The following is a 20,694-nucleotide window of genomic DNA, read 5'->3' on the forward strand; positions in this document are numbered from 1 at the left end:
AACCGTTCCGATCCGGTTGGAATAGGGTACATACCACAGTTGATTCCGTGAGAAAGGTTGGGGGAGGATGGACGAAAAAATACGTGTGGCCGTGCTCTTCGGCGGAAAATCCGGAGAACACGATGTCTCACTGCAATCGGCTACTTCTGTGATTGAGGCGATGACTCCGGAACGGTTTGAAGTGGTTCCGGTCTTAATTAACCAGGATGGCCGTTGGCAAGCGGGGGAAAACGCGTTGCCCGCCTTGGAGGGAAAGGTGGAGCCAAAGCGGTTGCAATCCTTAAAAGAGAATATCCCAACGGAGCGTTCCCTGCCGGAAGCAACTGCTAAAAATTTGCCTGCCCTCCGTTTTGACGAGGTGGATGTGGTATTTCCCGTGCTGCACGGCACATATGGGGAAGACGGCACCGTACAGGGATTGCTGGAAATGGCCGATATTCCTTATGTCGGTGCGGGCGTGATGGCTTCCGCCGTCGGCATGGATAAAGTGATGATGAAAAAAGTGTTTGCACAGGAAGGATTACCCCAAGGGGATTTCACTTTTTTTCTGCGTCAGCGCTTAGAGAAGGATTTAGCGGGGGTGGTTGCGGAAATTGAGCGCCACTTCGGTTACCCTACCTTTATCAAACCGGCCAACCTCGGTTCCAGTGTCGGGATTTCCAAGGCGAGTAACGAAGACGAATTGAAAAAGGCCCTTCTGTTGGCGGCAAAGTATGATCGAAAAGTGATCGTGGAAGAATTTATCGATGCCCGTGAAGTGGAAGTGGCAGTACTAGGCAATGATGAGCCGGAAGTGTCAGTTCCGGGAGAAATCATCTCTTCCAATGATTTTTATGATTATCGCGCCAAGTATGTGGACGGCAAATCGGTGATGCGCATCCCGGCAGAACTTTCGCCGGAGAAAGCGGAAACGATTCGTCAGCTGGCTCTACGGGTCTATCGATCGATCGATTGTACCGGGTTGGCCCGGGTCGACTTCTTTGTCAAAAATAGCGACGGACAAGTGTTGATCAATGAAATCAACACCATGCCCGGTTTTACGCCTTATAGCATGTACGCCAACCTGTGGAAGCATTCCGGTCTCTCCTATGCACAATTGGTAGAACGACTGATCAATCTGGCACTGGAGCGTTATCGGGATAAAAAGAAAACCCAGACACAGTTTGAAGAGGAGTAACTGTTTGTAAGAGCCCGTATCCCGGGCTTTTTTTCTGCTTATTCTCCTTGATCGGTTAGGATGCGAGGGCCCTTTTCGGTGATGGCGATTGTATGTTCATACTGGGCTGCCAGACTGCCGTCAACGGTGCGGGCTGTCCAGCCGTCTGCATCGATCACGGCCTTCCAGGAACCGGTGGTTAACATTGGTTCAATCGTTAGTACCATTCCGGCTTTTAACACCTCACCGCTCGACCGTGAACCAAAATGGGGAACAGGAGGCTCTTCATGCATCCGTTGACCGATGCCGTGGCCAATAAATTGGCGAACAACAGAAAAACCCTCTCTCTCCGCCAGTGTCTGAATGGCGTGGGAGATATGGCCGACTCGATTTCCCGGTATTGCCTGTTGAATACCGACGTCTAGTGCAGCGCGAGTGGTTTTGATCAAATTTTGCGCTTTGGGGGAAAGGGTTCCCACAGCATAAGTCCAGGCTGAATCCGCCAACCAACCGTCTAAGTTGACAACCATGTCGATAGTGACGATATCTCCTTCCGCCAACGGGGTCTCTGTCGGAAACCCATGACAGATGACATTATTGACGGAGGCACACGTAGCAAAAGGGTATCCCATATACCCTTTCTGTTCAGGGGTAGCATCATAACGTTTCAAGTATGTCTCTACAAACGAATCGATTTCCAGTGTTGAAACGCCTGGAGCGATGCGTTTCGTGATTTCGCGATGGCAAGCGGCCAACAATTTTCCGGCTTGAGCCATCGCTTCAATTTGCGCTTCATTTTTAATCGTAGCCATAACCCCAACCCCTTCGATACCAATCGTTTGTAACCATATTTATTTTGTGGCGATCCATATCAGACCAACCGTATGCGTCCAATCCGGTGCGAAACCAGGAGAATGGATTAAAAAAATGAAGAAAGGCCCTAGGATAAAAAACAATCAGGCGTTCGATCATGGTAAAATTAATAGAGCGAATGTGTAGGTTAAATTTCCCCACTTCAATCATAACGAACATTCTTGCTTCAGTGTATAATCCATGCAAGGGGGTGAATAAAGTGCTTCGATTCTATCAATGGTGGCTAAAAGAGGAGGTTTAAGGGGAAATAGCGAAAATGTTGATGGGAGGCCATTTCATACATAAAGATTTTCCGGCTTTGCATCAATGATAACCATGTAAAAGAATGGCGGGTTGGTGATGAAACGGAAGTTTGGATTGGAACGGGTGTCGCGTTGGTTGGTGGTACTCGCCGCCTGGTCCTGGGCCGTGGTTTCGTTTCTAAACCAGGGCGATTCGCATTGGAGTGTTTTTCACCTGTTGACGTTGACGGCACTACTCTTGATTACAGAGTTTTTTCCATTGCCCGGCCACGAAGGTCGGGTGACGGTGCATTTTCCTTTTTTGTTTGCGATCAGTACGATGTATTCAACTGGCGTTGCCGGTATTCTTTATACGGTGATCGTGCTGTCCGTCACTTGGGTGATGAAACATTCATTGATTCGGGCGGCGTTTCGAACCGGGTATATTATTTTGGGATTGTTTGCTGTCCAGCTCTTTCTGGAGAGATTGGGCGACGATTGGATGGCTTCCGGGGGAGTGGCGTGGCCTGCGCTTACCCTGATAGTGGTTGTGCTGCTGTATGAAGGAGTGGGGAAAGGCATCCGTGACGGGATTGAATATTTACGTCCACGTCCGCGCAAAGCCTTGATGTGGCGCAACAATTGGCGCTTGGAGTTGGGAGCGGCGCTGCTCTCGCTGTTTTATTGCCTTGCCTACTATGCCATGTTGCACCAGGGACGGGATACCGATCCATGGGCCTTCCTCTTTTTCTTTGCACCTTTGGCGGCATTTGCTGTTTTATCCCATGTAATCGCTCGTTTGATCCGCAAAGAGCGGAAATTAAAGCTGCTATTTTTATTGACGACTCATATCAATAAAGATCTCAACCTAAAAAAGGTGTTGCGACAAACCCTGCATCCCTTGTCAACGGTGATTCATTATCACTATGGAATCGGCTATCTGCTCCGGGATGGCCGTCTGTACCCGGTTGTCACTGCCGGGGATGTGCCTGAGCCGTTAAAGCGGCAGTCCCACCCCTTAAACCGCGGCTTAAACGGTTGGGTCGCTTCTCACGGTCTTCCGGCCTTGGTCCATTATGCCCAGACAGATCCTCGTTGCCATACGGACTTAGAAGACAATGAAGAGGTTCGATCCATGTTGGCCGTTCCGTTGGAGATGGATGGAGAAGTGCTGGGTGTGATCACCTTGGGCAAAAATGAGGAAAACGGTTTTGAGGAAGTGGATCTTCATTTTTTGCAGGTACTGGCCAGCCAGACGGTTGTCGCCATCAAAAACGCCCGACTCATCGATGAGCGGGAGCGGCGTGTGGTTGCCGAGGAGCGCAACCGCCTCGCCAGAGAGATCCATGATGGAATCGCGCAATCGTTTGCCGGTGTTTTGATGAAGGTGGAATCCTCCCTTAAAGCATTTGATACTCAGCCGGAGCAAGTGAAAGCATGGTTGGAGGAAAGCGAAGAAAAGTTGCGACACGGTTTAAAAGAAGTGCGCTATTCGATTACGGCTCTTCGGCCTTCGCCCGCTGCACAGATCGGCTTGATTCCCGCTTTGACCCGGCGGGTGGAAGCATTTGAGCATGAGACGGATGTGCGGGGCATTTTTGAACATCGTGGAAAACAGATGCCACTAGAACCCGAGTTGGAAGAAGCGATTTATATGGTGTGTCATGAGGCACTCAGTAATGCCGCTAAACACGCCCAAGCCAATAAGGTGTGCGTGACGCTTATTTACGGAGATGAGGAAGTGCGATTGACGGTGGAAGATAACGGTGTTGGCTTTTCTTTGGCGAAAGCGGTGTATAAAGCGGAAGCGCAAAAACGATATGGTATTGTCGGAATGAACGAGCGAGCGCAACAGCTGGGAGCGGCTCTTCATTTTGACAGTGAAGAAGGGAAAGGGACGAGTGTGGTGTTAACCATCCCGATTGGAGAAGAGGAGGAGGCTGCTGTTCATGCCCATTCAAGTACTTTTGGTGGATGATCACGCGGTGTTGCGTGATGGGTTGTCCAATATCATCAGCTTAGAGCAGGATATGGAGGTTGTTGGGCAGGCGAACAGCGGGGCGCAAGCTTTGGAGATGTTGGAAGAGCTAGATCCACAGGTGATCCTGATGGATATTAACATGCCTGGAATGAGTGGTGTGGAAGCGATTCGCCGGATTCGGGCCAACAACCAGAAAGTGGCGGTTCTGGTATTGACGATGTTTGATCGGGATGAATATTTATATGAATCGATTCGGGCTGGAGCAACCGGATACTTGTTAAAAGACGCTCCATCATCGGACGTGATTGAGGCGATCCGGTCGGCGGCCAAGGGAGAATCGATTCTGCACCCGGTGATGGCACGAAAGCTACTGGATAATATCAGCGGTGAGAAAAAAACGGACCGCGGCTCAGGCGACGATACACTGACACCGCGGGAGTTGGATGTATTACAATTGATGGTAAAGGGTCTCTCCAACAAAGAGATTGCAGAGCAACTCTTTATCAGCGATAAAACCGTCAAGATCCACGTCAGTAACATTTTGAAGAAATTGCGGGTAAAAAGCCGTTCCCAGGCGATCATTTACGCCATTCAACACGAACTGGTCTTATTGGATTAATCATCAATCCAGCTGCCGGTGTCGCAGGAGCCGTTTCTCCAAGTGGGAAACGGCTTTATACATAGCGGTGGCAGTCAGGGCGACAACCACCAGGCTCATCATCACCAGTGTGAGGTTAAAAACTTGGAAGCCATAGATGATAAGGTATCCCAACCCCGCTTTTGCTACTAAAAACTCTCCTACAATCACGCCCACCCATGCCAGACCGACATTTACTTTAAGGGCTGCGATCAAGTCGGGAATGGACGCCGGAAAGATAATGCGGGTAAATATTTGCCGACGGGTGGCACCAAAGGAACGGGCCAATTGCCGATATTCCGATCCTACACTTTGAAAGCTGGAGTACATCACCAGTGTGGTAATAATAATGGTGATGGCGACGGCCATCGCCAAAATGGAGCCAAATCCGGAGCCGATGGTAACGATGAACAGCGGTCCCAGTGCCACTTTAGGCATGCTGTTTAATACGACGAGATAGGGGTCCAACACCCGCGACAAAAAAGGGGAGTACCAGATCAGGGTAGCTAAGGCGGTACCCGCTGCTGTGCCCAGAATAAAACCGAGCACCGTTTCCGATAGGGTGATGCCGATATCGGTCAACAGTCCCGCCTGTATCGTCATCTGGATAAAGGTTTCACTGATGCGACTGGGGCTGCTAAAGAGAAAAGGATCCAGCCACCCAGCGTTGGCCCCCCATTCCCAACCGACCACAAATGCGAGCAGAATGGCGAGGCGGGTGACGGTGACGGCGATCTCTTGGCTGCGGATCTTTTTTAAGTAAGCGGCATGGGCGTCTGACTGTGCGCCACGGGAAAGCCAACGATGAGGATGGGTCTTCACGATTTCTCCAACTCCTTCCACAAGTCGTTGAAGAGTGGGCGGAACGCAGTATGATCACGGGCGCGAAGGGGATCCAACTTTCGGATGGCTTCTGGGATTTCCACTGTTCGCTTCAATCTTCCCGGGCTTCCGGTTAAGACCAGGATGCGATCGGACAAGGCAAGTGCTTCCTCCAGGTCATGGGTAACCAAGAGGGTGGTCATGCCACGGCCTTTTAACGCTTGCACCAACAACTCCTCCAGGTGGAGTTTGTTTTGGATATCGAGGGCGGAAAAAGGTTCATCCAACAGTAAAATATCAGGCTGAAGAGCAAGCGTACGTACCAGTGCGACGCGCTGCCGCATCCCTCCCGACAACTGAGCGGGATACTGATGAAGAGTGTGACCCAATCCCAATTCGGTTAAGAGATAGCGAGCGTGATTTTCCGTATGGTGATTAAACCGACCGGATAGTTCCAACCCAAGTGTAATGTTCTTTTTTACCGTGCGCCAATCGAGGAGACAATCCCGTTGCAACATATAGCCGACACGGGGTGAAGGGTGACTCACCCGCTGCCCAAAGATTTGTACCTCTCCTGCAGTTGGTTGCAGTAGTCCTGCCACAAGGGAGAGTACGGTGCTTTTTCCGCAGCCGCTGGCGCCGACGAGGCTGACAAATTCACCGGGACTTACATAGAAAGAGAGCGGTGATAAAGCGATCGTCTCCTCTTCTTTGCTCCAATAATGTTTTGTGACATCGATTAACCGGACGGCGGGGGGGTTCATGGAATGCCTCCTTCCAAGCAAAACAAATGGGCGCTTTAAGGTTTGGAATTGACCGCTTTTTCCGCGATATCGGTATCAATCACATCATCGAAGGGAACGCGGGCGGGAAGTTCGCCCCCCTCCTCCATTACATCCAGCAAATGTTCATATTCCTCTTTATCGATGATGGGATCTGTCGCCCATGCTCCTTGCTGCTGATATCGCTTTAGCACTTGGATAATGACGGTACGGTCGGTGTCGGGAAAGAAGGGCTGCACTTGATCGGCGATCTCTTCAGGGGTGTGGCTATCCACCCACTGCTGTCCTCGGTATAAAGCCCGCACAAATCCTTCCGCCAGTTGGGGATCTTTTTCGATGGTCCGCTGTTTGGACAGATATATGGTATAAGGCAGTCGACCGCTTTCCTCGCCAAAGGAGGCGACGACATATCCTTTTCCTTCCTGCTCCATTTTGGAAGCAACCGGCTCAAACAGTTGCACAAAGTCACCGGTCCCCGCTGCAAAGGCGCTGCCGAGGTTGTTGAAGTCTACATTTTGAATTAGGGTAAGGTCTTGTCTGGGATTGAGGCCGTTTTGCCGCTGTACATATTCGCTCACCATTTGCGGCATTCCACCTTTGCGTTGCCCCAACAGTGTTTTTCCTTTTAAGTCGTTCCAATTAAAGGAATCCAGCGGTTGACGAGATACCAAAAATGTACCGTCTGTCTGCGTCAATTGTGCAAATCCGACTACTCCGTCCTGTGCCCCCCGCGCTGTCACATAAATGCCCGTCTCCGCTCCGACTAAGACGAAATCCGCTTCACCCGCTAAGAGCATGGCCATGGTTTTATCACCGCCTGCACCGTCAGTCAGCTCCAGGTGAATCCCTTCCTCTTCAAAAAAACCTTGTTGGATCGCCACATATTGGGGAGCATAAAACAAGGAGTGGGTTACTTCTACTACGCGAAGGGTGGTAAAATCGGAGTCGGCGGAGGGATTTCCGCAAGCGACCAGCAATAAAACAAGGCTTGCTAGAACCAACAGCCATCCGCCAAAACGAGGATTGGACATCAGGGTTCTCTCCCCTTACCTTTTTGGGCTGATCTATCCTATGCCTTCACTTCAAAAACTGTTCACAGCCTCCTTTTTTCATATTTAAATCCCCTATGATATAATGGGACATGAAGCATGAAAGGATCGGAATGAAACGATGGGGATGCTCGTTTCACAGATGAAGCCGAGCAACCGATGTAACAAAATTTGGGGATGCCGAGCAGGATCGGAGTGGATGGAACTATGCACATCATCACACTAGGTTTTAATCATAAAACAGCTCCAGTGGAATTACGGGAACGGATGGTTGTGTCGACCGAACGCTTGCCGGATGCTCTCCAGCGGTTACAACAGCAGAAGGGCATCATGGAGTGTGTGATCGTCAGTACATGCAACCGGTTGGAGTGTTATGTCGTCAGCGATCAGTTGCATACGGGCCGCTATTATACCAAGGCCTTTTTAGAAGGTGAATTCGGGCTGACACGGGACCAGTTTGAACCCCACCTGTATATTAAGGAAGGCGAAGATGCCATCCAGCACCTCTTTACGGTCGCCTGTGGATTGGATTCGATGGTACTGGGGGAAACGCAGATTCTGGGGCAGGTGAAACAAGCCTTTCTCGCCGCGCAGGAAACGGGAGTAACGGGCACGTTGTTTAACCAGCTGTTTAAGCAGGCGGTCACCTTAGGCAAACGGGTGCAAGCGGAGACCGAGATCGGTCAAAATGCGGTTTCCGTCAGCTATGCGGCGGTGGAACTGGGAAAAAAGATGTTCAGCACCTTCACAGATAAGACGGTTTTACTGCTGGGTGCTGGTGAGACCGGCGAATTGACGGCGAAGCATTTGTATGATGCCGGAGCGAAAAAGGTGATCGTGCTAAACCGAACCCTGGAAAAAGCGGAAGAAGTGGCAAAACGCTTTTACGGCGAAGCACGCCCTTTCTCCCGCTTGGTGGAATCGATTCGGGAAGCGGATATCGTGGTTAGTTCCACCGGAGCGCCTTCCGCCATCATCGAGCGCAAAACGATGGAGGAGGCGGTGGGTAAACGGTCACTGCCGCTGTTTTTGATCGATATCGCTGTACCTAGGGATATTGACCCCGACATCCATGGCATGGATAATGTTTTTCTCTTTGATATCGATGATCTGCAGGAGATAGTAAGCACCAACATGCAGCTACGCCAGCAGGAGGCGGAAAAAGCGAAAGCGATGATCGCAGAGGAATGCGGTCTATTTCAGGAATGGATTCACACCTTGGGTGTTGTTCCGGTGATTACTGCATTGCGAGAGAAAGCGTTACTGATCCAAGGAGAAACGATGAAAAGCATCGAACGAAAGTTGCCTGACTTGACCGAGCGGGAAAAGCGGGTGTTGAACAAACATACCAAAAGCATCGTCAATCAACTCTTGCGGGATCCACTGGTTCGGATCAAAGAATTGGCAGCTACTTCTGAGCGAGATGAGGCATTGGAACTGTTTGTCCATCTGTTTGCGCTGGAAGAACAGCTGGAGGAACGGCGGAAACAGGAATTGGAACGGGAACAGGTGATCAAGGCGGAAAACTCGGAGAATGCTTTTCAGCAACCCCTTTTCGCCAATCAGGTATCCGTCCGTTCATAATGCAAGGGGGAGACCGATGTGTTTGCCCAGCATTGGTACTATGATTTGATTATTTACATCTATGCGCTCAGCCTGCTGTTCGCCTTTAGTGATCTGTTGCAGCCCAACCGACGAAATCGCCGGTTGGCGCTTGCGTTTCTGGTGGCCGTTTGGTTTTGTCAAACGGCGTTTTTGGCATGGAAAGCGTTTGAGCAGTTCCCTCTCTTGACAGGGATGGATTCTCTTCTTTTTTATTCGTGGGCGTTGGTGACGGCCACTTTGATTATTGATTGGGTTGCCCGTATTCATTTTTTTGTGTTTGCCGCTAATCTGGTTGGATTTGCGATTTTAGCGATTCATTTTTTTGCTTCACCAGAAGCCCAATCACCAGTGGCAGAGGTGCTGTTGTCGGAGTTGGTATATATCCATGTCACCCTTGCCTTTTTAGCCTACGCCTTTTTTTCGCTGTCGACCGTGTTTGCCGTTCTGTATTTGGTGGGAAATCGGTTGCTGAAACAGAAACGCTGGAACCAGACGTTGCGCCGTCTGCCCAGTTTGGGGAGGTTGCAGCTTTTTTCTCATCGTTCCAATATGGCGGGTGTGCCGCTGTTGATGATGGCGCTCATTTTGGGAATGGTGTGGGCTCGGGAGACCATGGAAATGTCCCATCTACTGGATCTCAAAGTGGCTGGGTCGCTATTGGTGTTAGGGGCGTACTCCACCTCACTGTACCAGCGGCTGCGAAAGTGTTGGAGCGGGAGCAGACTCGCTTGGTGGAATACCTTTGCTTTTTTGACCATTGTCGTAAACTATCTCTTGTCGAACACCGGCCTTTCCTTTCACCGCTGGTTGTAGAGGGGACCGAGATGAGCCGATAGCAATTCTAGCCGTTTGTCTGGAGTTACAAGCGGCTTTTCTTTCAGAGGAGGAAAAGCGATGCGTACGATCGTGGTAGGAACGAGAAGGAGTGAGTTGGCAGTCACCCAGACAGAGTGGGTGATGGACCGATTGCGAAAGCGTTTGCCGCAGGATTGGGAGATGAAGCAGGAGCGAATCGTGACCAAAGGGGATCAGATTCTGCATGTCACCCTATCCAAAGTGGGAGGAAAAGGGCTGTTCGTCAAAGAGATCGAACAAGCGTTGATGGATAAACGAATCGATCTGGCTGTACACAGCATGAAAGATATGCCGGGTGAAATGCCCACTGGGCTAGTGATGGGAGCGGTCACCCTGCGGGAAGATCCACGGGATTGTCTGCTGTCGCGTGAAGGGCTCCGCCTGGAACAATTGCCGACAGGGGCGAAGGTGGGGACTAGCAGCCTGCGCCGACAATCGCAGATATTGGCTGAGCGCCCCGATCTGGTCGTGGAGCCGGTGCGGGGAAACCTGAACACCCGTTATCGCAAGTTGATGGAGGGACAGTTTGCCGCGATTGTGTTGGCGTACGCTGGCATCCTGCGTATGGGATGGGAAGAAAAAGTGACAGAGATCCTGGAAGCGGAAACGATGTTGCCTGCAGTGGGACAAGGGGCGTTGGCAGTGCAATGCAGGGCGGATGATCATGAGGTGTTACAATGGTTGGAGACCATCCATGATGCCGAGACGGAACGAACGGTGACAGCGGAGCGGTCGTTTCTCCATGCCTTTGACGGCGGCTGCCATCTGCCGATTGCCGGATATGCTGTTACCACTGAGGAAGGTATTCGCTTGCGTGGGATGGTGGCCCATCCTTCGGGAGCCCCGGTGATAAGCGGGGAAGAAAGTGGGAATGATCCAGTCCAAGTGGGGGGAGCGTTGGCCCGTCGTTTACAGGCGGAAGGGGCGGAAACGCTGTTGCAGGAGATACGAAAAGGGATTCAGCCATGAGCGGAGATTCTACTCAGCAAGGACTACCGCTGAAAGGGTGCCGTATCCTTGTTACACGCGCACAAGAGCAGGCGGCTACCCTCTCCGATAAAATCGGAGTATTGGGCGGGGAGGCCGTAGAGTTTCCCGTGATTGAGATCCAGCCTCCCACCCATCCGGAAATCCTGGATACCGCTATAAACCGTTTGAAACAAATTGACTGGGTGGTATTTACCAGCGTCAATGGCGTCCATGCTTTTTGGCGACGGTTGTCGGAGTTGCAAGTGGATACCCGGCAGATGGAGCATGTGCGCGTGGCGGCAGTCGGTCCAAAAACGGCTGCAGCAGTGGAGGAAAAAGGAGTACCGGTGGACTACCTTCCGCAGGAGTATCGGGCGGAAGCACTGATAGAAGTGTTGCGCTCTCAAGTGAAACCGGGAGATCAAATCCTACTGCCTCGTGCCAACATCGCCCGGCCATTGCTGGCGCAGAAGTTACGAGAGCTGGGGTGTGACGTGATCGATGCCCCGGCGTATGATACCCGGCCAAGTAAACGGGTGGCCGGTGATTTTGTGCGTGTGCTGGAGGAAGGGCCAATCGATGTGATCACCTTTACCAGCTCCTCTACCGTGCGCGCATTTATCCAGGCACTACAGGGCGAAACCATCGATTTAAACCAATACATTCACCAAACCCATATCGCCTGTATCGGTCCCATCACCGCTGAAACAGCAAGGAAGATGGACCTAAAAGTTGATGTGATCGCGGAACCGTATACAATCGACGGTCTGATTGAGGCGATTACTCGTCTGCCCAAAAAAACAAAGGAGGAATCACGATGAAGTCCTTTGCTCGCCATCGCCGACTGCGCCAGAATGAAGCGATCCGTCGCATGGTACGGGAACACCATCTCGCACCTCAGGATTTTATTTATCCCATTTTTGTGGTTGAAGGAAGTGGAATTCGCCAGGAAGTCCCTTCCATGCCGGGTGTCTTTCACTTTTCGCTGGATCGGTTGCAGGAAGAGGTGGATCAAGTAGTAGCGCTGGGGATCTCCTCTATTATTTTATTCGGCGTTCCGGAAGTCAAGGATGCCTGCGGCAGTGCCGCTTACGCCGAGGACGGGATTGTGCAGCGCGCCATCCGTCAAGTGAAAGAAAGGCACCCTTCCTTGTATGTAATGGCGGATACCTGTTTGTGTCAATATACCGATCATGGTCATTGCGGAGTGGTGGAACGGGGAGAGATTCACAATGATGAATCCCTTGCTATTCTGGCCCGAACCGCGGTCTCTCAAGCGGAAGCGGGGGCGGATATGATCGCACCTTCCAATATGATGGACGGATTTGTTACCACTATCCGTACAGCTTTGGATGAAGCCGGTAAAGAAAATACCCCCATTTTGTCCTATGCGGTGAAATACGCTTCCGCCTTTTACGGGCCGTTTCGCGATGCTGCCCATTCATCGCCGCAATTTGGGGATCGGCGCACTTATCAGATGGACCCCGCCAATGGACGGGAGGCGTTGTTGGAAGCAGCTTCCGATCTGGATGAGGGGGCGGATATGTTAATGGTGAAACCGGGCATGGCTTATTTGGATATTTTGCAGCGATTGAAAGAACGGTTTGATGTTCCTCTGGCGGCGTACAATGTGAGCGGCGAATACGCCATGGTGAAAGCGGCGGCGGAAAAAGGTTGGGTCGACGAAAAAGGCGTGGTACTAGAGCTGCTGACTGGGATGAAACGCGCTGGAGCTGATCTGATCCTCACCTATCACGCTAAGGATGCGGTTCGCTGGTTAAACGAGTAGAATAAAAGAAGTAGCGTCATTGTGATGCGAAAGGTGGGTATCAATCGCAGGATCAAGGAATCGGGGAGGAACCCAGGTGTCCGAGAACTATACACTGAAAGGGATGTTGGCTGAGTCTGAGCAGCAGCGGTTTACGATTGAATTTGAAGAGGCGGAACTGATTTTGGATATGCCGGGCCCGTATAACCTAAAAAGTTGGTATGTGATGGTGGAAGGGTTGAATGCGGAGTCGGCGGATCGCTTAGATGACTGTTTTTACTACGGAAGTCCTGAATTGATCCTAACGATGGAGACACCGGGAGGAAAAGTATTGAGGGGCGAGGTCCTGATTCAAGTGGTGGCAGTGGGTCCACGGTCAAAAGCCCGCATGAATGGTCGCGGGATGTTGGAGGGAGTAGAAGCTCTCTAACATTACAAGGAAGATATTACATTCGCTTGAGAAGGAGGAAGATTTGGTGGCACGGAACCATGATCGATCCGCCAGCCTGTTTGCCGAAGCGAAACAAGTGATTCCAGGTGGGGTAAATAGCCCGGTGCGCGCATTTAAGAGTGTGGAGATGACCCCGCTCTACATCGAAAGGGGAAACGGCTCCCGCGTTTATGATGTGGATGGCAACGAATATATCGACTATGTTTGTTCCTGGGGTCCGTTGATTTTGGGTCACGCACATCCCGACGTAGTGGAGGCCGTGCGGGAAACCGCCGTCAAGGGAACCAGCTTTGGAGCACCAACACAGCTGGAAACGGAATTGGCTTTGTTGGTGACGGAGCGTATGCCTGCGGTGGAAGTGGTGCGCATGGTGAATTCCGGTACCGAGGCAACCATGAGTGCGCTGCGGTTGGCACGGGCATATACCAAACGGAATAAAATCCTTAAATTTGAAGGTTGTTACCATGGACATTCTGATAGTCTGTTGATTAAAGCAGGCTCCGGTGTGGCGACGTTGGGCCTACCGGACAGTCCTGGTGTTCCGGAAAACACTGGCCAACATACCTTGACTGTCCCTTATAATGATCTGGATAGTGCTCGCGTTGCTTTTCAAAAGTTTGGTCACGATATCGCGGCGGTGATTGTGGAGCCGGTAGCAGGCAATATGGGTGTCGTTCCGCCTGTTCCCGATTTTCTGGAGGGATTGCGACGTCTGACGGAACACTATGGATCACTTCTCATCTTTGATGAAGTGATGACTGGCTTCCGGGTGGGCTACTATTCGGCCCAAGGTTTATACCAGATCCAACCGGACTTGACGACGATGGGGAAAGTGATCGGTGGCGGGTTGCCTGTGGGCGCCTATGGCGGCCGACGGGAGATTATGGAGTTGGTAGCTCCTTCCGGCCCTGTCTATCAGGCGGGAACGTTGTCGGGAAATCCATTGGCGATGGCGGCGGGTGTGATGACGCTGACACAAATGGATCAAGCTAAGTATGAACTCCTGGAGGTGCGGGCCTCTCGACTGGAACAAGGCTTACGGGAGAATGCGGAAGCAGCGGGAATTCCCTACCATATCAACCGGGTAGGTTCCATGGTCTGCCTCTTTTTCACCGGAGAGAAAGTGAGCAGCTATGAGCAGGCAAAGCAGTCGGATCAACGCCGTTTTGCTGCTTATTTCCGCCATATGCTCGATCAAGGGATCTCCTTGCCCCCGTCCCAATTTGAAGGAATGTTTGTCTCCACCGCTCATAGCGAAGATGATATTGAGCGCACTTTGGAAGCGAATCGCCACGCCTTGGCCCAACTGTGAGGATAGCATCATAAAAAAGCGACCCGTCCTTGAAGGACGGGCTTTTTTGTAGGCACCTTCTCTCGTCTACCCAACCATCGGTTCTCTGTTACTACAGGATTTATAACCCCCTTCACCGGACAGGGTATATCCGTCCAGCGCCCGCATATAGTTACAGTACAGTCGTAAACCTGTGGCTTTCGTCCACCCGTCTCCCTTCCCGGGTGGGAGGCGGGGCCAGGAGGAAGTTCATCGGTTTCTTCGTCAATCTTGTCCTGAGGGGGGATTGTTTTGGCGGGGAGCAAGGTTAACCAGCTCCGCTTCGACATATCGGAAAAGGTTCGGCTCCATCCCCAACAACCGGGGATCGGCACCCTCCTGGAACTGGACCTCTACCCGGATGTCGAAATCGAAGATCAAGAAACTCATCTGAAAATCCAGGGTTACCTTCGTCTCAACGGTACGTATCAGCCTGAACAAGAGTTTGACACTCACCCGAATGGAAGTGAGGAGCCACAAGAGGAGCAAAGAGACACCCAACCGGCAGAGATTGCTTATGTGATTCCGGTGGAGATTACCCTTCCCACGGAGCGGGTCGATTTAGAAAATATCGCTTCTGAAATTGAATCGTTTGACTACAAAGTGTTGTCGCCCTTTGAATTGCAGATTGAGGCGTTGTTGACCATCGACGGATTTATTCAGGAGACAGAGGAGAAAGTGGAGGAGGAACCGCTTGAAACGGTTCCCTCACAGGTAGCCACATTTACCGTTCCCTCGGAGGGAGAAATCCAATGGGATCAAGACTCCATCGGGGACTACAAGGGAGAGCAGGATGAGTATGAGTTTGTTCATGTGGCCCGACTTGAAGAAGAATCACCGGAAGAGGCAGAACTGAGCAATCAAGAAGAAGATGTTCCGGCTGAACCGGAATCTTTTCATGAACAGGATGACACCGAAACGCAAGAAGAGAAGAAAGTGGAGCCAGCTCCGGAAGAAGCTGACGGGCAGGTGGAAAAGATCGGGGAGGAAGAAGGGGATGCAGACGCTCCTCCTGTCCACTTTCATCCCTTCCAACCGAAACAGGATCGGCAGGAGGTTCTTCCCTTTCCTCGACCGTTGCGGATGCCTCAAGTTGGTGAGTTTGACCTACAGCAATTGGAAATCGACGAGCGAACTCGCTTTGGAATTGAGCGGATGTTTGAAGAGACGGAGGATCATACACCGCAGCAGGAGGAGCCTTCCGCTGAATCGGATGATTACACGGATGATTACGGCACCGAGGACGCACAAGAGGAGGAGAAGAATAAGAATTCCAATCTTGAATGGGCCCAATGGATACTAAACGAAGAACAAGACCGTTTTGTCAAGCTGCGTATGGTGATCGTCCACAAAAATGATTCCATCGATTCCCTGTCGGATCGATATAAGATCCCGGCCAGCAAGATTGTCCACCTTAATCGCTTAGAGTCCGAAGTGTTGGAAGAAGGCCAAGTTGTTTATATTCCGTCCAAATGATAAAAAACCGCCGCGTTTTAGACGTGGCGGTAGTCCATTTTTCAGGAAGGGGATGGAACGGTGAAATTAGATGCCCAGCGCGACGGACCTGTTATACAAGAAGTGATGCGGCGGTTCGGTTGGTCTCCCCGCCAGGTGGGGATGGTACGGGGCGTGATCAAGGTACATGATGGGGACGACATATTTGCACTGAAGAAGACATCATTGCGCAATGAAGAGATGAAACGAATCCAAAGGATCTTACAAGAGGTATCCGCGAAAAATTATCTTTACCTGCTTCCTTTTATAAAAACGATGGACGGGGAGCCAGGGGTGGAGACGGATGTCGGCTATTGGATTGCGCAAACATGGTATGGTGAAGCGGCGAAAAAGGGAGACGAGGTGCCGGCAGCCGATGTGATTCGCAGCTTAGCACAGTTTCATCGTCTCTCCTTGCCGTTGGCTGCCGGTAAAAAGGAAGAACGACGCCGTTTAAGCTTAGCGGAGGTCAAACGGCGGCGATCTTTTACGGAGCGGTTGGAAGAATGGGCATCTGTCGCTAGGGAGCGGGAATTTCCATCGCCCTTTGATAAAGCATTTTTAACCCATCTTCCCTTTGTCAATAAAGCGTTGTCGTTTTCCGTACAAGGGATGGAAAAATACATTCAAGCAGAGAACGGTGAAGCTCCCCGTTACACCTGGGCGCACGGTCAGGTCCATCCCCGCAATCTGGTTGTGGATGACAAAGAATGGCGCTGGATTGATTGGGATCATGCGGGAGTGGATAGTCCCGTTGTGGATGTGGCCAACTTTTTGCGCCGTTTTATCCCCATGGATGGGGATGAGGTGATGGATCCCTTTGCACTGTTGGCGGAATACGAAGACGAATTTCCTCTCAATGGAAAGGAAAAACGCCTTTTATCCTTGCACCTATCCTTTCCCGAACGGCCGTTGCGCTTGATTGAGCAGTATTATCGCGGCTGGCGCAATGACGAAGGGACATTGGTCCGGTCATTGGAGGAAGAAGTGGATCGGCTACAGCTGTTCCAAGATTGGGTGCGAAAAAACTGGACAAAAAAAGCGGTTACAAAAAAGAAGACAAAAGCGTTGGCCGGAGTGCGAGCGGCTAAAAGTCATTCCCATTAAAACGAAAGCGGTTATTCTCAATCGGAGAGAACGTCCCACCTCTATCGAGGAAGGGACGTTTTTTGTGTTACCATTATTGCCGCTGTTTAAGCCACATTCCCATGATTTTGACAGGAGCAAACAAGAGAGCGGACCAGCACAGCGCAACAATCAAATCCATGTTCCCCACCTCTAATTTCCCGATGCAAAAAATGTTTCCTTTAACCAAATTATATGCTCGATACCATTGCTTGGTTCTTCTTGCCATTGATTCGGTCTTTCAGCCTATTTCGTCCTTAGGCGAGTGGTAAAGGAGGAAAAGGGGTGGACAAGAGGCGACAAAAATCGCACAATAGTCATGAGACAGATGGAGAACGCCAGATGGGGGGATGGTTTTTGACTGTGGTAAAATCGACTGTCCGAAGTATGTATCGTGGTTTATTGATGATATTGATCCTCAGCTTCCTTTTGCTGAGTACGGTCTTATTACTGGCTTTTTTGGCTGATCCGCAATTGATGTGGGATAGCGTTCGCAAAGCCTTTGGCATGTAGGATACCTGAACTTATACATGGATTGGAGGGAGTGGGCATTCGTGTTCGCTCCTTTTTTGCTGGGATATTTGACGTCAACGGCGCAGCGGGGTACAATAGAAAGCAAAATTGATTTGTGCAAAAGAGCGATGACAGGGAGAGTAGACGAATACCCGCTTGTTGTAGAGAGAAGGCCCTCGGCTGCAAGGTCTTCCGGCGGTTTCGTTGAAGGTCACCCTGGAGCTGTCCGCCTGAAACGGGAGTAGGGCGGACCGGGCCCGTCGTTACGGGATTGAGTGCATCGGCGGGCTTATATACGGCCCCATGATGAATAAAGGTGGTACCGCGGAGTCTTCCGTCCTTTTCGGACGAGGGCTTTTTTTATTTGCTGAAGGAGGATGTCCATGGCAACGGAACCGACAAAGATGCCTTCTGCGTACAATCCGCAGGAGGCGGAGAAGAAATGGTACAGTTATTGGTTAGAGGGTGGCTTTTTTCAAGCAGGGAAGGATCCGCAGAAAAAACCGTATACGATTGTCATTCCGCCGCCCAATGTAACCGGCAATCTGCATATGGGCCACGCCTTAAACAACACCCTGCAAGATGTACTGATCCGCTGGAAACGGATGGCGGGTTATGATGCCTTGTGGCTGCCGGGAATGGATCATGCCGGTATCGCCACCCAATCCAAGGTGGAAGCCCGTTTGCGCGAAGAAGGGTTGAACCGGCATGAGCTGGGGCGGGAGAAGTTTTTGCAACAAGTGTGGGAGTGGAAAGAGCACTACGCTTCCGTTATTCATCAGCAATGGCGGAATATCGGTGTATCGGTTGACTATTCCCGGGAGCGGTTTACCCTGGATGAGGGGCTATCCCAGGCGGTGCGGGAAGTGTTTGTACGCCTGTATGAGAAAGGCTTGATTTACCGCGGCAAGTATATTATCAACTGGGATCCACAAGCGCGCACCGCTCTCTCCGATATTGAAGTGATCTACAAAGAAGTAGATGGCAAACTTTATCATATGGAGTATCCCCTTAAAGACGGAAGCGGCCATATTCGTGTGGCGACCACCCGGCCGGAGACGATGTTGGGGGATACGGCCGTGGCGGTTCATCCGCAAGATGAACGTTATCGTCACCTGGTGGGTAAAAAAGTGGTGTTACCCATCATAGGACGGGAGATTCCGATTGTGGCGGATGAACATGTGGATCCGGAGTTTGGCAGTGGAGCCGTTAAGATTACGCCGGCGCACGATCCCAACGACTTTGAGATTGGGGAGCGTCATCAGCTGCCGCAGATCCTGGTGATGGATGAAACGGGGACCATGAATGAACAAGCAGGTCCCTATCAAGGATTGGATCGATTTGAGTGTCGCAAACGGATCGTAAAAGATCTGCAGGAAGCAGGTACCTTGGTTGAGGTGGAGACCCACGTTCACTCCGTCGGCCACAGCGAGCGTACCGGTGCCGTGGTAGAACCGTATCTGTCGACGCAATGGTTTGTCAAGATGAAGCCATTGGCGGAGCGGGCAATTACGGATACCCGTTCCGGAGAAGGGGTCCGCTTTGTCCCGGATCGATTTGAAAAAACGTATCTGCACTGGATCGAAAACATTCGCGATTGGTGTATTTCGCGACAGCTGTGGTGGGGACATCGCATTCCCGCTTGGTATTGCGACGACTGTGGCGCCGTCACTGTCGATCGCCACGATCCCACCACATGTTCACAATGTGGAAGCAGCCGTCTTGCCCAGGACGAAGATGTGCTGGATACCTGGTTTAGCTCTGCCCTATGGCCTTTTTCCACCTTGGGCTGGCCGGATGATACAGCGGATCTGAAGCGGTATTACCCGACGGATGTGTTGGTCACCGGCTACGATATCATTTATTTCTGGGTGGCTCGTATGATTTTTACCGCCTTGGAGTTTATCGATGAGAAGCCGTATCAAGATGTATTGATCACCGGGTTGGTACGGGATGCCGAGGGGCGGAAAATGTCCAAATCCCTGGGTAACGGCGTCGATCCGATGGAAGTGATCGATAAATATGGAACCGATGCCATGCGCTTTATGCTGATGACAGGCTTTACAGCAGGCAACGACCAACGTTTCCGCTGGGAGCGGGTGGAGACGGCCCGTAACTTTGCCAATAAGATTTGGAACGCTTCCCGCTTTGCCCTGATGCATCTGGAGGGTGTTAAGGCGGAGGAATTGGCGTTAAAGGGACCGTTTTCCACGGCGGATCGCTGGATTTTGCATCGACTCAACCAAACAGCGGCTGAAGTGACCCGTCATCTCAATCGTTACGATTTGGGTGAAGCGGGTCAAACGTTATACCGTTTTATCTGGGATGATTTATGTGATTGGTACATCGAATGGGCAAAACTTCCTCTCTATGGTGATGATGCGGAGGCAAAGCGGGTTACTCGGGCAGTGCTGGTGTATGTGTTGGATCAATCCCTGCGGCTGTTGCATCCCTTTATGCCTTTTATCACGGAGGAGATTTGGCAACATCTCCCCACTAAAGGAGAAAGTATCACCGTTGCCGCCTGGCCACAACCGGATGCCGCCTATGAAGCGCCGGAAGCCGTAAAGGAGATGGAGCTTCTCATCGAAGCGATCCGTCTAATTCGCAATATCCGCGCAGAAATGGAGGTCCCGCCGAAAAAGGAAGTGGACTTACTGGTAAAAGGGGAGGAAGCGATTCTCGCCATTTTCCGTCGCAACGAAGCGGCCATTCATCGTCTTAGCGGTGTCGGGCGGATGGAAGCTTCCCCCGATCTCAAACGGCCGGCTCGGGCCATGTCCGCTGTTGTAACCGGAGCGGAACTGTTTCTGCCTTTGGAAGGCTTGATCGATGTCGAACAGACGATTACCAGGCTGAAAGCGGAATGGAACAAGTGGGACAAAGAAGTGAAACGGGTGGAAGGAAAACTGGCCAATGCTAAATTCGTCGAGAAAGCACCCGCCCATATCGTAGAAGAAGAGCGGAAAAAAGGAGAAGAATATCGGGAAAAACGGGAAAAAGTAGCGGCACGACTGGCGGAGCTTCAAAAAAGTGAATGATGGAAGCAGACAGGGATTCCTG

The 20,694-nt window shown here is 51.3% G+C and carries 18 protein-coding genes and 1 other annotated feature; of the genes, 14 read left to right on the forward strand and 4 right to left on the reverse strand.

The features are described from left to right. Positions 1-67: 67 nt before the first annotated feature. The gene (locus C8J48_RS03995) at positions 68-1,177 is read left to right on the forward strand and encodes a D-alanine--D-alanine ligase (protein WP_107725060.1); all 1,110 of its coding nucleotides are present in this window, start codon (positions 68-70) and stop codon (positions 1,175-1,177) included. A gap of 38 nt (positions 1,178-1,215) precedes the next feature. Here the strand turns inward: C8J48_RS03995 and map are convergent, their stop codons facing one another. Then, entirely contained in the window at positions 1,216-1,968 is a 753-nt protein-coding gene (map, locus tag C8J48_RS04000) for a type I methionyl aminopeptidase (protein ID WP_107725061.1), read from the reverse strand. Between the two features lie 400 nt (positions 1,969-2,368). Between map and C8J48_RS04010 the strand changes: the two genes are divergently transcribed. Then, a complete protein-coding gene (locus tag C8J48_RS04010) occupies positions 2,369-4,228 on the forward strand; it encodes a GAF domain-containing sensor histidine kinase (RefSeq protein ID WP_107725063.1) in 1,860 nt (619 codons plus the stop codon). Further along, a complete protein-coding gene (locus tag C8J48_RS04015; protein ID WP_107725064.1) occupies positions 4,200-4,850 on the forward strand; it encodes a response regulator in 651 nt (216 codons plus the stop codon). The genes C8J48_RS04010 and C8J48_RS04015 overlap by 29 nt, the downstream gene beginning before the upstream one ends. 3 nt (positions 4,851-4,853) lie before the next feature. Here the strand turns inward: C8J48_RS04015 and C8J48_RS04020 are convergent, their stop codons facing one another. From C8J48_RS04020 to C8J48_RS04030, 3 genes are read right to left on the reverse strand one after another with little or no spacing between them, the layout of a single operon-like run. Beyond that, positions 4,854-5,690, reverse strand: coding sequence for an ABC transporter permease (locus C8J48_RS04020; RefSeq protein WP_107725065.1), 837 nt, complete (start codon positions 5,688-5,690; stop codon positions 4,854-4,856). Further along, a complete protein-coding gene (locus tag C8J48_RS04025) occupies positions 5,687-6,454 on the reverse strand; it encodes an ABC transporter ATP-binding protein (RefSeq protein WP_107725066.1) in 768 nt (255 codons plus the stop codon). The genes C8J48_RS04020 and C8J48_RS04025 overlap by 4 nt, the downstream gene beginning before the upstream one ends. A gap of 35 nt (positions 6,455-6,489) precedes the next feature. Next, positions 6,490-7,503: an ABC transporter substrate-binding protein gene (locus tag C8J48_RS04030; protein WP_107725067.1), complete on the reverse strand. Its 1,014-nt coding sequence runs from the start codon at positions 7,501-7,503 to the stop codon at positions 6,490-6,492. A 225-nt stretch (positions 7,504-7,728) separates the two neighbouring features. On the opposite strand from C8J48_RS04030, the gene hemA reads away from it, so the two are divergent. From hemA to C8J48_RS04085, 11 genes are all read left to right on the forward strand, one after another. Further along, a complete protein-coding gene (hemA, locus tag C8J48_RS04035; protein ID WP_107725068.1) occupies positions 7,729-9,105 on the forward strand; it encodes a glutamyl-tRNA reductase in 1,377 nt (458 codons plus the stop codon). Between the two features lie 18 nt (positions 9,106-9,123). After that, positions 9,124-9,939 (forward strand): cytochrome C assembly family protein, encoded by an 816-nt coding sequence (locus C8J48_RS04040; RefSeq protein WP_107725069.1) that lies wholly within the window; start codon positions 9,124-9,126, stop codon positions 9,937-9,939. A gap of 81 nt (positions 9,940-10,020) precedes the next feature. Continuing rightward, positions 10,021-10,950 (forward strand): hydroxymethylbilane synthase, encoded by a 930-nt coding sequence (gene hemC / locus C8J48_RS04045; RefSeq protein WP_107725070.1) that lies wholly within the window; start codon positions 10,021-10,023, stop codon positions 10,948-10,950. Then, positions 10,947-11,771, forward strand: a complete 825-nt coding sequence (locus tag C8J48_RS04050) for a uroporphyrinogen-III synthase (RefSeq protein ID WP_107725071.1) — start codon at positions 10,947-10,949, stop codon at positions 11,769-11,771. The genes hemC and C8J48_RS04050 overlap by 4 nt, the downstream gene beginning before the upstream one ends. Then, the gene (gene hemB / locus C8J48_RS04055) at positions 11,768-12,739 is read left to right on the forward strand and encodes a porphobilinogen synthase (RefSeq protein WP_107725072.1); all 972 of its coding nucleotides are present in this window, start codon (positions 11,768-11,770) and stop codon (positions 12,737-12,739) included. The genes C8J48_RS04050 and hemB overlap by 4 nt, the downstream gene beginning before the upstream one ends. A 76-nt stretch (positions 12,740-12,815) precedes the next feature. Continuing rightward, positions 12,816-13,148 carry a hypothetical protein gene (locus C8J48_RS04060; RefSeq protein WP_107725073.1) on the forward strand — a complete coding sequence of 111 codons (333 nt, stop codon included), beginning with the start codon at positions 12,816-12,818 and terminating at the stop codon, positions 13,146-13,148. Between the two features lie 46 nt (positions 13,149-13,194). Further along, entirely contained in the window at positions 13,195-14,481 is a 1,287-nt protein-coding gene (hemL, locus tag C8J48_RS04065) for a glutamate-1-semialdehyde 2,1-aminomutase (RefSeq protein WP_107725074.1), read from the forward strand. Between the two features lie 270 nt (positions 14,482-14,751). Then, positions 14,752-15,975, forward strand: a complete 1,224-nt coding sequence (locus C8J48_RS04070; protein WP_107725075.1) for a LysM peptidoglycan-binding domain-containing protein — start codon at positions 14,752-14,754, stop codon at positions 15,973-15,975. A gap of 60 nt (positions 15,976-16,035) precedes the next feature. Beyond that, complete coding sequence (locus C8J48_RS04075; RefSeq protein ID WP_107725076.1) at positions 16,036-17,100, forward strand: phosphotransferase; 1,065 nt, start codon at positions 16,036-16,038, stop codon at positions 17,098-17,100. A 303-nt stretch (positions 17,101-17,403) separates the two neighbouring features. After that, complete coding sequence (locus C8J48_RS04080) at positions 17,404-17,631, forward strand: hypothetical protein (protein WP_107725077.1); 228 nt, start codon at positions 17,404-17,406, stop codon at positions 17,629-17,631. Positions 17,632-17,750: 119 nt separating this feature from the next. Further along, positions 17,751-17,976 (forward strand) — a binding site (T-box leader). Positions 17,977-18,014: 38 nt separating this feature from the next. Further along, positions 18,015-20,672, forward strand: coding sequence for a valine--tRNA ligase (locus tag C8J48_RS04085; protein WP_107725078.1), 2,658 nt, complete (start codon positions 18,015-18,017; stop codon positions 20,670-20,672). The last annotated feature ends 22 nt before the right edge of the window (positions 20,673-20,694 follow it).

This window comes from Desmospora activa DSM 45169 (genome assembly GCF_003046315.1).
Lineage (GTDB): Bacteria > Bacillota > Bacilli > Thermoactinomycetales > DSM-45169 > Desmospora > Desmospora activa.